The organism is Rubrivirga sp. SAORIC476 (assembly GCF_002283555.1).
GTDB lineage: Bacteria > Bacteroidota > Rhodothermia > Rhodothermales > Rubricoccaceae > Rubrivirga.
Genome location: NZ_MVOI01000012.1, coordinates 48,185 through 62,677 on the forward strand (window position 1 = coordinate 48,185; position 14,493 = coordinate 62,677).

General features: G+C 71.4%; 11 protein-coding genes. 2 read left to right on the forward strand and 9 right to left on the reverse strand.

What is annotated here, in order from left to right; all coding sequences use genetic code 11:
* Positions 1 to 20: 20 nt before the first annotated feature.
* The 6 genes from B1759_RS17330 to B1759_RS17355 all read right to left on the reverse strand — a co-directional run bounded on the left by B1759_RS17330 (position 21) and on the right by B1759_RS17355 (position 6,627).
* Positions 21 to 2,618 (reverse strand): hypothetical protein, encoded by a 2,598-nt coding sequence (locus tag B1759_RS17330; RefSeq protein ID WP_095516344.1) that lies wholly within the window; start codon positions 2,616 to 2,618, stop codon positions 21 to 23.
* Positions 2,619 to 2,626: 8 nt separating this feature from the next.
* Positions 2,627 to 3,172, reverse strand: coding sequence for a hypothetical protein (locus tag B1759_RS17335; protein ID WP_095516345.1), 546 nt, complete (start codon positions 3,170 to 3,172; stop codon positions 2,627 to 2,629).
* A gap of 37 nt (positions 3,173 to 3,209) precedes the next feature.
* Positions 3,210 to 3,989 (reverse strand): 1-acyl-sn-glycerol-3-phosphate acyltransferase, encoded by a 780-nt coding sequence (locus B1759_RS17340; RefSeq protein WP_095516346.1) that lies wholly within the window; start codon positions 3,987 to 3,989, stop codon positions 3,210 to 3,212.
* A 9-nt stretch (positions 3,990 to 3,998) separates the two neighbouring features.
* Positions 3,999 to 4,805: a sugar phosphate isomerase/epimerase gene (locus B1759_RS17345; RefSeq protein WP_095516347.1), complete on the reverse strand. Its 807-nt coding sequence runs from the start codon at positions 4,803 to 4,805 to the stop codon at positions 3,999 to 4,001.
* The gene (locus tag B1759_RS17350; RefSeq protein WP_095516348.1) at positions 4,802 to 5,455 is read right to left on the reverse strand and encodes a hypothetical protein; all 654 of its coding nucleotides are present in this window, start codon (positions 5,453 to 5,455) and stop codon (positions 4,802 to 4,804) included. Before B1759_RS17350 ends, B1759_RS17345 begins: the two co-directional genes overlap by 4 nt.
* A 65-nt stretch (positions 5,456 to 5,520) precedes the next feature.
* The gene (locus B1759_RS17355) at positions 5,521 to 6,627 is read right to left on the reverse strand and encodes a hypothetical protein (RefSeq protein ID WP_095516349.1); all 1,107 of its coding nucleotides are present in this window, start codon (positions 6,625 to 6,627) and stop codon (positions 5,521 to 5,523) included.
* A 186-nt stretch (positions 6,628 to 6,813) separates the two neighbouring features.
* Here B1759_RS17355 and B1759_RS17360 point away from each other — a divergent pair, with 186 nt between their 5' ends.
* Complete coding sequence (locus B1759_RS17360; protein ID WP_095516350.1) at positions 6,814 to 8,583, forward strand: dynamin family protein; 1,770 nt, start codon at positions 6,814 to 6,816, stop codon at positions 8,581 to 8,583.
* A gap of 50 nt (positions 8,584 to 8,633) precedes the next feature.
* On the opposite strand, the gene B1759_RS17365 is transcribed toward B1759_RS17360, so the two are convergent.
* The 3 genes from B1759_RS17365 to leuS form a co-directional block, all read right to left on the reverse strand.
* Entirely contained in the window at positions 8,634 to 9,956 is a 1,323-nt protein-coding gene (locus tag B1759_RS17365) for a sodium:proton antiporter (protein ID WP_095516351.1), read from the reverse strand.
* Positions 9,957 to 10,041: 85 nt separating this feature from the next.
* A complete protein-coding gene (locus B1759_RS17370) occupies positions 10,042 to 10,692 on the reverse strand; it encodes an HD domain-containing protein (protein ID WP_198948996.1) in 651 nt (216 codons plus the stop codon).
* On the reverse strand, positions 10,689 to 13,505 hold the full coding sequence (gene leuS, locus B1759_RS17375; RefSeq protein ID WP_095516352.1) for a leucine--tRNA ligase: 2,817 nt from the start codon (positions 13,503 to 13,505) through the stop codon (positions 10,689 to 10,691). Before leuS ends, B1759_RS17370 begins: the two co-directional genes overlap by 4 nt.
* A gap of 203 nt (positions 13,506 to 13,708) precedes the next feature.
* On the opposite strand from leuS, the gene B1759_RS17380 reads away from it, so the two are divergent.
* Positions 13,709 to 14,488 carry a DUF5995 family protein gene (locus tag B1759_RS17380; RefSeq protein WP_095516353.1) on the forward strand — a complete coding sequence of 260 codons (780 nt, stop codon included), beginning with the start codon at positions 13,709 to 13,711 and terminating at the stop codon, positions 14,486 to 14,488.
* The last annotated feature ends 5 nt before the right edge of the window (positions 14,489 to 14,493 follow it).

Genomic DNA, 14,493 nt, shown 5'->3' on the forward strand with positions numbered 1-14,493 from the left:
TGTCTTCGCGAAGGGCTCAGCTACGAGGCATGGTCGCCGCGGCGGTACCACAGCAGGCTCCCCAGCCCGATCGCGCCGAGGTAGGCGATCAGGGCTGCCATCCAGGAGATCAGCCGCCCCTGGCTTCGGGTCTCGGGCTCGAAGCGCAGGGTGACGATGTGGTTGCCTGCTGGGACGGGGATGCCTCGGAGCAGGTAGTCGGTCCGCAGGATCGGCGCGGCCTCGGTGCCCACACGGGCCGTCCACCCGGCCGGGTAGTACACCTCGCTCGCCACCAGCAGGCGCGGACGGTCGGTGGTGACGCGGTAGACGATCTCGTCGGGCTCGAAGCGCTCCATGAGCACCTTCGCCACCGTCGAGTCGGGTGCCGGGCCGGTCAGATCGGCCACGTCCACCCCGTCGGGCGCCTCCGAGAGGAAGGCCACGCGCCGGAGGTCGGTCGCCGGATCCCGGATGGTCTCGATCAGCTCGGCCTCATCGGGTACGACGGCGACAGAGTCGACCAGGAAGGCACGGGGCAGCGTCGACGAGTCCACGGCGACGACGAGGCCGGTCTGGGAATCCTGGAGCACGGGCTCGTAGCCCTCCACGAGGCCCGGCAGTACGGTGTATCGGGCCGACATCAGCGACATCGCGTTGCGGTTCAGACCCGTCGAGTCGTCCGGCAGCAGCTTGTCAAAGTAGTCCTGGATGAGCGCCAACTTGGCGCCGTGGTAGCCGCCGACGGACTCGTAGAAGTAGGACGGGACGGCGTTCTGCGACCAGTTCTCGGGAAGCACCCGGAAGTGACCGGGTCCGCCTGCCTCGCGGACCTGCTCGATGAGGTAGCGATCCGCTTCAGTCGGCTGGATCTGCGCTTCGATGCGCGAGGTGCGGCGCAGCGACGGGTCGTCCTCGTTGAAGTAGCGCCGCCCGACACCCCATAGGTCTATTGTGGCGAGGAGCGCGAGACCGGCCAGCGCCACCCAGGCGGGGATGCGACGCCACAGCAGCGCCGCGGCGAGGCCCACCGCGAGGAGCAAGAAGAAGAGCGAGCGCCCCGCGTCCGCGGAGAACAGATCGAAGCGCTCCGCCTCGGCATTCTGGAGGTACTGCGCGGCGGCCTGGCGGACCTGCGGGTCGGCGGGCGAGAGCCCGTTCTGCTGCGCGATGGCCGCGGCGACCTGGGCTCCCTCGTCCGGACGATCGAACGTGAGCGGCCCCCCGCCGGTGGCCCAGAGCCCCCCGATCAGGACGGCCATCACCGCGCCCGCCCCGAGCACCACGCGCCGCTTCCGGGCGTCCGCCTCGGGCGTCACCTCGCGGCGCTGGAGGTAGTACGCCCCCCACCCTGCCAGGAGGGCCACGAGCAGGGCGACGATGATGAGCCACGTCTCGGGGACGCGGAACGCGCTGAACAGCGGCAACACCTCGAAGGCGAGCCGGTTCAGCATCGGCAGGTTCTCACCGAGCGAGAACAGCACCATCAGAACGGCGGCGATGGTGAAGGCGAACACCGACCGCCGGGCGACGCCGACCGCGCCCACGATCGCCAGGAAGGCGATGACCGGCCCCACGTAGTGCGGCCCCGCAGTGAACGGCTTGAGGCCCCAGTAGGTCGCCCCCCCGCCCCCGTACGCGTTCGGAATCACGAGCGTCAGCAGTTCGCTGAACCCCTGGCTCCATGCCATCGCGTACTCCCAGGCCAGTCCGCCGCCAGGACCCGCCGAGCGGATCGTGAAGGTCTTGTACTCGGCCTGGAGCAGGTACGGGTCGGCCACCATGGCCAGGGCCAGCACGGCGCCGACACCGAGCAAGCCGGTCGAGACGAGCCACGTCTTCGCACGGCCGTCGCGGACGGCCGATATGCCCTCAGCCACCCACCACACCAGCGCCGCGATCACGACGTAGTACGTGATCTGGACGTGTCCGGCGCGCAGGTTGATGGACGCCGCGATGGCGAACCACAGCATCAGCAGCACACTCATCATCTTGCCCGTCTCGGGCGAGCGGCGGACGAGGCCTGCGAAGGCCCACAGTAGCCACGGCGTGTAGGCCAGAGCGACGAACTTGGTGCTGTGGCCGGCCGTCAGGATCAGCGGCAGGTACGTCGTCAGTCCGTAGCCGACCGCCGCGATCACTCCTGCCAGCGACGATCGCGTCAGGTAGCGGACCAGGAAGTAGGTCCCCAGGAGGAGCACCAGCAGGTGCGCCAGCGGCCACAGTCCGGCTCTCCGGAACGCATTGACCACGCTGTCGACGCCCGGCACCGACGAGCCGCCGAGGATCATCGTGCCCGGCATCCCGCCGAACACGTTGGGCGCCCACTCCGGGCGCACGCCTGTCTCGGCCTCGTACGCGCGCATCGCCTCGGCGGTGGCCGCCCACTGCACTGTGTCGCCGCCGACGAGCGTCCGCCCGCCGAAGACCGTCGGGGCACAGAAGCCGACGGCCACCAGCACGAGGAAGCCGATGCAGATCGCCTGCTGCACCCAGTTCGGCTGGCGCTCCCAGAGAGAGGTTTCGCGCGTGACGGGGCCAGCGCGCCGGACGCGGCTGCGCTGCTTCCAGACTTCGTTGCCTTCGAGAGGCGCGGGGCCTCCCGCCGCTCCCGGGCGGCTCTTCCTCGACTTCGCCATGGACGGAGCTAGATGTGGATCGGGCGCGCGAGGCGCCGGGCCTCGTCGGTCGCGCGCAGGGCAGCCGCCGTCGAAGGCGACACGTCGTTGATGGAGAGGCTCGTCACGCGCGCGGCGACCGTGCCCTCAGGCACCAGGATCGCTCGCACGTCGACGGAGATTCCGGCCTGGGGCGGCGAGCACGTGAGCGAAAAGATGGACGCGTCGAGCGAGCCGTCGGCGTACACGAACAGGGTGTCGTTGCGCGGCGTCGCGGCGAGCGGGCGCGGCAGACGGTCGCCGCTGAGGCCTACCGAGACGGCGTCGTAGAGCACCTCGATGGCCCCATCGGGGGTCGGCGGGGGGTTGATGCCCACGCCCGCACCGACGGTGAGTTGAATGAACGGGTCGGCATCGGTGATGAAAGCGACCGTCAGCGTGTCGCCTGCCCCTGCCCCGTCGGCGACGATCAGCCCCCCATTGGTAGTCGTGCGCGAGGTCTCGAAGGAGCAGTCGCCCAGCGAGCAGCCGCCGAGGGCGACGCAGACGCAGAGCAGGGCGAGGAGGGGTCGCATGCTCGCTAAGATAGCCGACGCGGCAGGATGGCTCGGTTCACTCGACGGGTCCAAAAGCGGCCAGTTCCGCCTCGATGAGGACGCGCACCCGTTCCATGAGGTCGGAGGCGTCTGCCCGCGTGAGGCCGTCAGTGGGAATCGGCTCGCCAAGGATGAAGCGCGTCTCGCCCGGCCGTGCCAGACGCATGTCGCGCGAGATCAGCCCTGCGTGGCCGACGAGCGTCACGGGCACGATGGGCACGCCCGCCTCGATGGCGGTCACGAACGGCCCGCGCATGAACGGCGCCAGCCGATGCCCGTGGCTCCGGCCCCCTTCGGGGTAGAGCAGTATCGAGTCGCCGCCTCGAAGCCGGTCCACGACCCGCCGCAGGTCCACGACCGACTGACGGGGGTTGTCGCGATGGATGAAGAGGCACGCGGACTTTTCCAGCACCCACCCGACCACCGGCCAGTCCCGGATCTCGCGCCGGGCGACGTAGAGGAACGGCCGCGGGAAGCCCAGCATCGCGACCGGGATGTCGAGCGAGTTGACGTGGTTGGACACGAACACGACCGCACTGTCGGGGAGAGGAGCGCGCTGCTCGACCCGGACCCGGATCCCCCACATGCCGAGAACGAAGCGTCCCCAGGGACGCATCCACGACCGGAGCGTCGACGCCGTCGGCTTCAGCGCCGAGTGGGCCACCAGCAGCGGGCTCATGGTGACCGTGAAGAACGCGGACCAGAACACGCACCACGCCGCCCACAGCCGTCGCCCCAGCGAGGGGGTCGGCGGGGAGAGATGGAGATGGAGATGGGGCGAGGCGGGAGTCGGCATGGTCAGAAGCTATCCTCGCGCAGCGGCCGAACGCCGGGCCTGCCTGAGGGCACGCACGAGCGCCGTCGCCGAGGCGAGGCCGGACGACCGCGGCGGCACCGGAAGCACGTCGATCACGAGGGGTGCCTCTACGCCCGCCTCGACCAGTGCGCCGAGGTGGGCGTCCCAGCCCAGCGTCCCCGCGCCGACCTCGGCCTCGCCCCACCCGTCGGCCTCCTGCCACCCGTCGCGCACCCCGACGCACCGCACCGGCACGTTCGCGGCTCCGAGCGCGGCGAGCCCCTCCCTCGGCGCTTCTCCGCTCATCAGGGCGTCCGCCGGTCGCCAGTCGGCTCCCACCGCGGGGTGGTCCACAGCAGCCAGCAGCCCGGCCAGCGCCGCGCCTGTCGCGATCGCCGTCCCGGCCTCGTTGCGGACGGCGAGCGTGAGGCCCAGCCGCTCGGCCCGCTCCCCGACCTGCCGGAGCGCCTGGGTCGCCGCCTCGGCATCGAAGCCGTCGGGGTCCGAGAGCGCGCCGACGCGAATCAACTGGCACCCGAACCGCGCCCCGAACGCGGCGACCTCGTCGAGTTGGTCGATCTCGTTGAGCCAGGACGCGCGCGACGCGACGCTCCCCTCGAACAAGCCGGGGTCGAGCGCGACGACCGGCAGGTCGGCCTCGTCAAGGCGCCGTCGCAGCGGCCCCTCCGTGACCGTCGGCACCCGGCCGCCCGCGATCGTGCGCAGGCAGACGCCCTCCAGGCCCCAGAACAGGGTCAGGCGGACGGCTCGAGCGGGGTCGTCCGTTGCGGCGTCGGTGGTCCAGGCAGGCGTCATGGGGTCGCGAGGGTGTCGGGGAGAGGGGCGTACGTGGCCTCGGCAAGGACGCGGGCAACCAGGGCCTCGGCGAGCGCGAGGGGGTCGGCGTCGGGCGCGAGGCGGACGACCGGGATGCCGTCGACCTGCGCGGGTCCGTCGGGCCCGATCATCACGACCGCGCGGATCGCGTCGCGGGGCCAGAGAGAACTGCGAAGCGCCTGCCGGACACCGTCCCCTGCAGGCCAGAACGAGACCTGCAGGCTCCGCTCGGGCTGGGACGTCCACCGCGACCGCTCGGCGAGAACCGCCACGGCTTCCAGCAGCGCCGCCACACCTGCTCCGTCGAGGCGCGTGCCGACCACCACCAAGTCCGTCCGCCCCACCGGGTGATGGCCGGGGATGAAGCCGCCCACGATGGGCACGCCGAGGTCGACCTGGTAGCGACTCCTCCCGACGCCATCGCGGAGGGGCGTCACCCCGTAGCGACGCAACGACCGCTCGAGAAAGGCCCGGCGTGGCGTGGTGGACGCCGCCTCGGCGAGGGAGTCGGCGAGGGCGGCGACATGACGAGCCGAAGGCCGCGCCGATGGACCCGCAGGCGTCAGGTCCCTCGGGCCCGAGCAAGCAGCCAGGGCGGCGAGGGTGAGAATGAGAGCGGCGATGCGCATAGACGAAAAAGGGGCCGCCCGACGATATACGCCGGACGGCCCCAGGAGCGTAAGCCCGGTTCGATTTACTCGAAGCCGACCGAGAGGCCGACCGTGAACCCGAGGCCCGGCTGCACCGAGTTGGCACCTCCGATGCCGAGGCCGTACTCGAGGTACTCGTCAGGCGTGGCGCCCTTGATGTAGATCGAGGCCGGGAGGCTCGGCGGCGAGATGTTGAGGTACGGGACGACGGTGCCGATGTGGCTGCCGATGCCGCCGACGGTGCCGACGGACTCGAGCGTGGGCTCGTCCATCCGGGCCTGCAGCTGGAGCGCCGCGCCGAGCTCGAAGACCGAGAACCGGAGACCCCCACCGAAGAGGAAGTTCAGGTAGTCGCCGCCTTCGGTGACCTCGGTGCCCGCGACGTCGTTGCCTGCCAGGTCGACGTTCGCGCCGCCGGACTGCAGGAAGAAGTAGTCGATGCCGCCCATGAGGCGGAACCGCTCGCTCGGGTAGTCGAAGTCGGCGCCGACGAAGATGGCGTCACGACCGTCCGAGTTGGACAGGTCCTGCGGGATGCGGTTGCCGCCCAGCGCCGCGACCGGGTCACCCAGCGTCTGCGGGTCGCCGAGGTCGAAGGCGTAGCCGGCGTGGACACCGAGGACGTTGCCGCGAGCCGTGCCGTAGACCTTGATCTGCTGCGGGCCGAAGCCGCTCTCCAGATCGCCGATGCCGAGGGTACCGACGGCACCTTCCGCCTGGAAGCTGTTCTTGGCGAGGCCGAGCTGTGCGCCCGCACCGACCGTGAAGCTCGGGAGCGTCAGGAAGTTGACCTGCGCACCGACGGCGACGCGCTGGGACTCGACCTGCCCGGCCGTGCCGACGGCGAGACCGGGGACCTCACCGACCGCGATCGGGCGGACGTCGCCCTTCGTGTCGTAGATGTCCTGAGCGGTGCCGTAGGCGTACTGGACCCAGAACTTGATGGGAGCGGCGGCCGTCGGGCGGCCCTGGGCGTACGTGTCCAGGGTGATGGACTCCGGATCGTCCGAGGCGGTCTCGAAGACGCCCTGGGTGGCGTTCGCCTCGGTCCGAGGGGAGTCAGGGGTGGTCTTCTTCTTGTCGTCGTCGCCGTGGTTGGGGCCAAGGGCGAGCGAGCTGGCCAGGAGGCCGGCAAGTGCCAGTTGCAGCATAGGGGATCCTCTGAAGGGGTGTGGGGGACGGGGTAGGCAGCAGGCAGTCTCAGCCTGTGCGGTATCGCTTCCAAAGCCCCGACCTCCTCGTGGTTCCGAGTCGTCAGCGTTCGATGACCCGAATGCGGCCGCAGAGGCGGAGCGTAGCGCCCCCCCGTACCTTCTTCGCACACCCTCCCCACGCCGATGGACTCCCCTGCCCGCGTCGCCCAGGCCCTGCTCGACCGGGAGCGCGCGCTCCTCGGCGGCCTCGGCGCGTTGCTGGACCGGGCCGACGCCCCGCCGGAGACCCGCCGACGCCTCGCCGACCTCGCGACCTCGCTCGACGAACTGTTCCTGCTCGTGGTCGCGGGCGAGTTCAACGCGGGCAAGTCGACCGTCGTGAACGCCCTCTTCGGGCGGCGCGTCATGGAGGAAGGCCCGGTGCCGACGACCGACAAGATCACCGTCCTCCGCCACGGCGACGCCGACGCGACGCACCGTCGGGGCGAGTTCATCACCGAGCGCTCGCTCGACCACCCGCTCCTCGAACACCTCGCGCTGGTCGACACCCCGGGCACCAACTCGATCGTCAAGGAGCACCAGGCGCTCACGGAGGACTACATCCCACGCGCCGACCTGGTCCTGTTCGTCACCAGCTACGACCGGCCGCTCTCCGACTCGGAGCGGACCTTCCTCGAGTATATCCGAGGCGCCTGGGGCAAGCGACTCGTGGTGGCCGTCAACAAGGCGGACCTCGCCGAGACCGAGGCGGCACTCGACCAGGTGCTCAGCCACGTCCGCGACGGGCTGGCCCGCATCTTCGCCGAGGCGGGCATCAAGGACGCCCGGCCGCCGCTGCTCTTCCCGGTGGCCGCGCGGCTCGCGCTCCAGGCCAAGGAGGCCGACCCCGACGGCTACCGCGCGGACGAGCGCTGGGAACGCTCCCGCTTCGCGCCGTTCGAGCGCTTCCTCACGGAGACGCTCACCGAGGGCGCCCGGCTGGCGCTCAAGCTGGCCGCCCCCCTCGACGCCGCCCAGACGCTCCTCGCCGAGGTCCGGCGGGGCATCGACGCGCAGCGGGAGGTGCTGGCCGAGGACGAGGTCCAGCTGGCCGCCCTCAACGGCCGCTTCGACGAGGTCCGCGCCCAACTCGACGAGATCGCCGGGCGGGCCGTGGCCGAAGTCGACCGCGAGCTGCTCGAGATGGAGAAGCGCGGCGTCCGCTTCCTGGACGACACGATCCGCGTGTCGCGCCTCAACCTGATCCGCGACCGCAACGCATTCCGGGAGGAGTTCGACCGGCAGGTCATCCGCGACGCCGAGCAGCGCATCGAGACCCGCCTCGGCGACGCCGCCGATGCCCTCCTCCGGCGCGTGTTCGAGCTCTGGAATGAGACCTACACACGCCTCGCCGACCTCCGGCGCGACGACGCGCGGGCGGAGAGCGGATTCCTCTACGACCGCGAGGAGGTCCTCCGCGATGTCCTCCGCGAGGCCCGCCGCACCATCGAGCAGTACGACATGGGCGAGGAAGCACGGCGGCTGCTGGAAAACGCCCGTTCGGCGCTCACCGTCGGCGGCGCTACGGCGGTCGGGATCGGCGCGCTGGCGGTCGTGCTGATCGCGACGACGGCGTTCGACCTGACGGGCGGCATCCTCGCGACCGGCGCCCTGGCCGCGCTGGGCTTCGTCGTGCTCCCCGCCCAGCGCCGCCGCGCCGTCCGCGAGTTCTCGGCCCGCGTGGACACGCTGCGTTCCGAACTCCGCGGAGGACTCGAACGCGAGCTGACCGACGAGGTGGACCAGGCCATCGGGAAGGTCCGCGCCCTCGTGCTGCCGGTGGCCCGGCTGGCCCTGGACGCCCGCGCCTCGCTCGACGACCGCGCCGCCGAAGCCGACCGGCTCTCGGTCGAGGCGGACGCGCTTCGGTCGGCCGTGCGCTCCGACTTCGGGGTCGGGAACGTGGAGGGGTAGCGCGCAAGGCCACACGGGTGACGGCTCCCAGGCCGGCCCTTCCGCTGCCCTTAGCCGTTGGCTTTCCGCTCCTCCACCTCCGACCGCCGCGCGTACCACCGCATGATGGGCGTCACCGAGAGGCCGTGGACGACCACGCTCGCCGCGATGGTCGTCAGGACGAGGCCGAGCAGCAGGTCCGAAAACCCGTCGTTGAGGCCGTGCGTTTCGGCGAACATGAGGTAATAGACCGAGCCGATGCCGCGGACCCCGAACCACGCCAGGAGGTGCCGTTGCACGCCGGAGGTGGAGGACCCGAACATGCCGACCCAGACGGCCAATGGGCGGACCACCAGGAGCACGGCCGGGACGAACCACAAGGCGTCCACGCTCCATTCGGCCCGGTGCAGCAGGGCGCCGACCAGCACGACCAGCGCGACGGCGCCGATCCGCTCCAGCTGTTCCGAGAAGCCGAGCACGGCGGACGCCATGTAGGCGGGCGCGACGTGGTCGTCGACGGCCACCTCTTCGGCCGCGCCTTCGTGGGCCATCGTTTCCACATCCTCGGCGGGCTCGTCGCCGGACTCCCTCCGCTCCTCAGCGCGGAGCGCCAGCCCTGCCGCGAAGGCCGCCAGGAAGGCGTAGGTGCCGATGAGCAACGCGACTCCGTAGCTGAGGGCTACGAGGCCGAGCGCCAGGAAGTCGTCCGTCCCGACCGCTTCCTTGTGAACCCTCCTCAGGTGGACCACCAGCCGCCCGACGCCCATCCCGAGCGCTGCGCCGACCGCCAGACCACCGAGAACGGCCCACGCCACGTCCACTGCCAGCCACCGACCGAGGCCGGTCCCGAGGTCGTGCAGGCCGAGCAGGCCGAGCCCCAGCATCACGAAGGGGAACGCCGCACCGTCGTTGAACCCCGCCTCACCGGTCAGCGAGAAGCGAAGCCGGTCGGTGTCGTCCGGCGACTCGACCTGGACGTCCGAGGCGAGCACGGGGTCGGTGGGCGCGAGCACGGCTCCCAGCAAGATGGCTGCGCCCAGCGGAAGCCCGAGACCGACTACCCCGAGCGCCGCGATGCCGAACACGGTGAGCGTCATCGAGATGGTCGCCAGCCGGACGGGCAGCTTCCAGCGCCCATCGGAGAGCGGCGTCCGGAGCTTCAGGCCCGCCGCGAACAGCGACAGGATGACGACGATCTCGGTGAGCACCTCCAGCACGCCTGCCTCATCCACCGGATCGATCACCAGCAGCCCGATCCCGAGCGGCCCGATCCCGAGCCCGACCAGCAGGTAGAGCTGAGCGGTCGAGAGCGGGAGTCGGCTGAGCGTCGTCTTCCCGAGCGCCATCAGCGTCAGAAGCAGGCCGGCGACGACGAACCAGAGGGCGAAGGGCACGGGTATCGATGAGGGGAGGCCTCGCCCAACGCCCGGCGTCGCCCGGCGGTCCCAGCGGCATCGCACTCAGGGGCTCCCCCCTACGTCAGGTCGTCTCCAGGCGGAGGTCGTTTGCGAAGCGGCGCAGGACATGGGCCCGGCGTTCGGCCTCGGCTCGCCCGGCGGCGGTCTGCATGGTCGCCGGGAGGCGGAGGAGCTTGACATACAGGTGGTCGGTCGCCCAGCGACGGTCGTCCAGCGCCCGGGCCGACGGCTCGGCCGGGACCGGGTCGTCGGGGTGGACGAGCGCCGAGCCCATCGCGCCCGCGGTCGCGTAGAGCCGCGCGATGCCGATGGCGCCGAGCGCGTCCAACCGGTCGGCGTCCTGGACCACCTTCGCCTCGACGGTCTCGGGCGGGATGCCCGCCGAGAAGCTGTGCGCCGCGATGGCGTGGCCGACCGCGTCCAACCGCTCGGCCGGATACCCTTCCCCTGCCAGCCATACTACCGCTGCCTCCGCCGCCAGCGACGACGCCCGTGCGCGGTCCGGCGAGTCCTTCGGGACCGTCACGCCGTCGTGGAGCCACGCGGCCGGGACCACCACGCCGAGGTCGGCCCCCTCCGCCTCGGCCAAGCGGCGGGCCCACGCGACGACCCGGCGGACGTGCGCGAGGTCGTGCGCCGCATCCCCGACCATCACCTCGCCGAGGCGGGCTTCGCAGCGGGCGGCCCAGTCGCCGATCTCGGCCTCGGTCACGCGACGACGAAGTTGACGAGGCGCCCCGGCACGGCGATCTCCTTGCGGAGCGTGCCCTCCTCCAGGTACCGCGCCACGTTGGGCTCGGCGCGCGCGGCGGCCAGCATGGCGTCCTTCGACGCGTCGGCATCCACGATGACCGTGCCGCGGAGCTTGCCGTTGACCTGGACGGCGATCTCGACCGAGTCCTCCTTGAGCAGGTCGGGGTCGAACGTCGGCCACGGCTCGTAGGCGAGCGTGTCGTCGTGGCCGAGCTGGTGCCAGAGCTCCTCGGCGAGGTGCGGCGCGAACGGCGCCAGGAGGAGCGTGAACGCCTCGGCGGTCTGCTGCGGGATGTGCCCCCACTTCGTCCCCGCGTTGACGAACTCCATGAGCGACGCGATGGCCGTGTTGAAGCGCAGGCCCTCGATGTCGTCGGTGACCTTCTGGATGGTCGCGTGGAGCACGCGCTGCTGCTCGCGCGTCGGCTCCGCGTCCAGCACCGTCGCCGACTTCGTTCCCGTGTCGGGGTCGAGGATGAGCCGGTAGGCGCGGGCCAGGAAGCGGTGGACGCCGTCGACGGAGCGCGTATTCCAGGGTTTGGCCTGCTCCAGCGGCCCCATGAACATCTCGTACAGCCGCAGCGAGTCGGCGCCGTACTCCGCCACGATGTCGTCCGGGTTGACCACGTTGCCGCGGCTCTTCGACATCTTGTGGGCCCGGCTGGTCACGCGGGCCTCCGGGTGGGCCGTCAGCACGAAGCCGTCGCCCTTCTTCTGCACATCCGACTCGGGCACGGAGACGGCCACGAGGAGCGCGCCGTCGCGGGCGTCCTGGTGGGTCGCCTCCCCGTCGTCGTCGTCGCGGCCGTAGAGGTCGATGGCGTGCTCGGCCGAGACCCAGCCGAACACCTCCCCGTCCTCGCCGAGACGGCGGAAGGCGGTGTACTCGACCTCGCCCAGGATCATGCCCTGGTTGACGAGCTTCTGGAACGGCTCGTCGGTGGACACGATGCCCGCGTCGAACAGCACCTTGTGCCAGAACCGGGCATAGAGCAGGTGGAGCACCGCGTGCTCGGCACCGCCCACGTAGAGGTCGACCGGCATCCAGTACTGCTCCTTCTCGGGGTCGACGAGCGCGTCCGGGTTGGTGGGGTCGAGGTAGCGGAGGTAGTACCAGCACGAGCCCGCCCACTGGGGCATCGTGTTGGTCTCGCGCCGCGCGGGCATGCCGGTCTCCGGGTCCTCGGTCGCCAGCCAGTCCGTCGCCGCGGCGAGCGGGCTCTCGCCGGTGGCCGCAGGCCGGTACTCCTCCACCTCGGGCAGCGTGAGGGGCAGCGCGTCCTTGGAGAGCGGCTGCGGCGTCGTGCCGCCCGTCTCGTCCTGGACGTGGATGATGGGCATCGGCTCGCCCCAGTAGCGCTGGCGGCTGAAGAGCCAGTCGCGCAGCTTGTAGTTGACCTGAGGACGCCCGACGCCGTTCTGCTCCAGCCACGTCGTCACGTCGGCCTTGGCGGCCGGCACCATGAGCCCGTCGAGGCGGACGCCCTGGTCGGCGATGTCGGAGACGGGTCCGTCGGAGGCGTCCGAGTTCATCAGCACGCCGTCGGCGCCGGTGAAGACCTCCGTCCACCCGCGCGGATCGTCGCTGTACTGGCCGAAGAGGAGGTCCGCCTCGGTGTCGGTGGGGATGTCCGGCCCGGCGTGCGCGGCCAGCCACGCGTCGGACGGGCGGACGACCGGCCGGATGGGCAGCCCGTGGGCGACGGCGAACTCGAAGTCGCGGGCGTCGTGCGCCGGGACGGCCATGATGGCGCCCGTGCCGTAGCCCGCGAGGACGTAGTCGGCGATCCAGATCGGCACCTTCTCCCCGTTGACCGGGTTGACGGCGTGCGCGCCGGTGAACACGCCCGTCTTGGCCTTCTGCTCCATCCGGTCGCGCTCGGTCTTGCGCGCCGCCGCCTCGACGTACTCGCGGACCGCCTCGGCCTGGTCGGAACTCGTCACCTGATCGACGAGCGGGTGCTCGGGGGCAAGCACCATGTAGGTCGCCCCGAAGAGCGTGTCCGGCCGCGTCGTGAACACGCGGACCTGGAGCGCCGGGTAGCCGAAGACGGCGAAGTCGACCTCGGCGCCCTCGCTCTTGCCGATCCAGTTGCGCTGCATCGCCTTGACCGACTCGGGCCAGTCGAGGTCGTCCAGTCCGTCGAGCAGGCGGTCGGCGTACTCGGTGATGCGCAGCATCCACTGCCGCATGGGCATCTGGACGACCGGGTGGCCGCCGATCTCGCTCTTGCCGTCCACCACCTCTTCGTTGGACAGCACCGCGCCCAGCTCCGGGCACCAGTTGACGGGCGCGAAGGCCTCGTAGGCGAGCCCGCGCTCATAGAGCGTCAGGAAGATCCACTGGGTCCACTTGACGTAGGCCGGATCGGTGGTGTCCACCTCGCGGCTCCAGTCGTAGCTGAAGCCGAGCCGCTGGAGCTGGCGCCGGAACGTCGCGATGTTGCGCTCGGTGGTCACGCGCGGGTGGATGCCCTCGCGGATGGCCGCCTGCTCGGCGGGCAGGCCGAACGCGTCCCAGCCCATCGGGTGGAGCACGTTGTAGCCCTGCATCCGCCTGGCCCGCGCGATGATGTCGGTCGCCGTGTAGCCCTCGGGGTGGCCCACGTGGAGGCCCGCGCCAGACGGGTAGGGGAACATGTCGAGCGCGTAGAAGCCCGGCTTGCTGGCGTCGAAGCCGGGGTCGCCGGGTCCGGGCTGGCGGAACGTCTCGTGCTCGGCCCAGAAGGCCTGCCAGCGGGTCTCGATGTCGTCGTGCGGGTATCCGGCCATGCCTGGGAGCGGTCTGTAGAGGAGGCTCGAAGCTACCGCCCGCCTCGGCCGGAGATCCCCTGCGCCCGGCCCGGGGCGGTCCGCCTCGGCGTCTTCGGCGGGGGTTCGCGCGGGCAGCGGCCTGTCGCGCCCGGTCGGTGGATGATGCCTGGGGACCGGATTCGTCGTATGCAGGGGTGAGCCGCCTTCCGCCCCTGCCCCTCGTGTTCTCCTCTCCCGCTGCCACGACCGCCCCAGCACCTGCCGCCGACATCGACGGCGTCGTCCACGCGCTCGACGGCATCGTGGATGACTGTCGCACCCGCGGGTGCCGCCTCGGGCTGTTCGCGGCGCTCTACCGTCGCGTGACGGTCGAGGTGAAAGGGCGCATGGACAAGGGCCAGTTCCGAGACGCCGACCGGATGGAGCGGCTCGACACGCAGTTCGCCAACCGCTACCTCGTCGCCTACGGACAGCACCGCGCCGGGGACACGCCGAGCCGCGCCTGGACTGCCGCCTTCGCCGCCCGCGACGACGATGGCCTCATCGTCCTCCAGCACCTGCTGCTGGGGATGAACGCCCACATCCTGCTCGACCTCGGCGTGACGACGGCCGAGATCGCACGAGCCCACGGCACTGCGGACCTCAAGCACGACTTCGACGCCATCAACCGGGTGCTGGCGGACCTCGTGGACGAGATCCAGGACGAGATCGGGCGAACCTCCCCCCTGCTCCGCACGCTGGACCGCCTCGGCGGCCGGCTCGACGAGCGCCTCCTGGGGTACGGCCTCGCTCGCGCCCGCCGGCGCGCCTGGCGCCACTCGCTCGCGCTCCGCGCCGCGCCGGAACGCGTCGGGCCTCACCTGATCGAGCGAATCGACGGCCGCGTGGAGCGGATCGCGTCCGGCATCCGCACGCCGCCACGCCGGGTCCGCATCGCGCTGGAGACCCTCCGCGAGGCCGAGCGGGAGCCCGTCCGCACCCTGATCGACCGGCTGGCCTGAGGCTG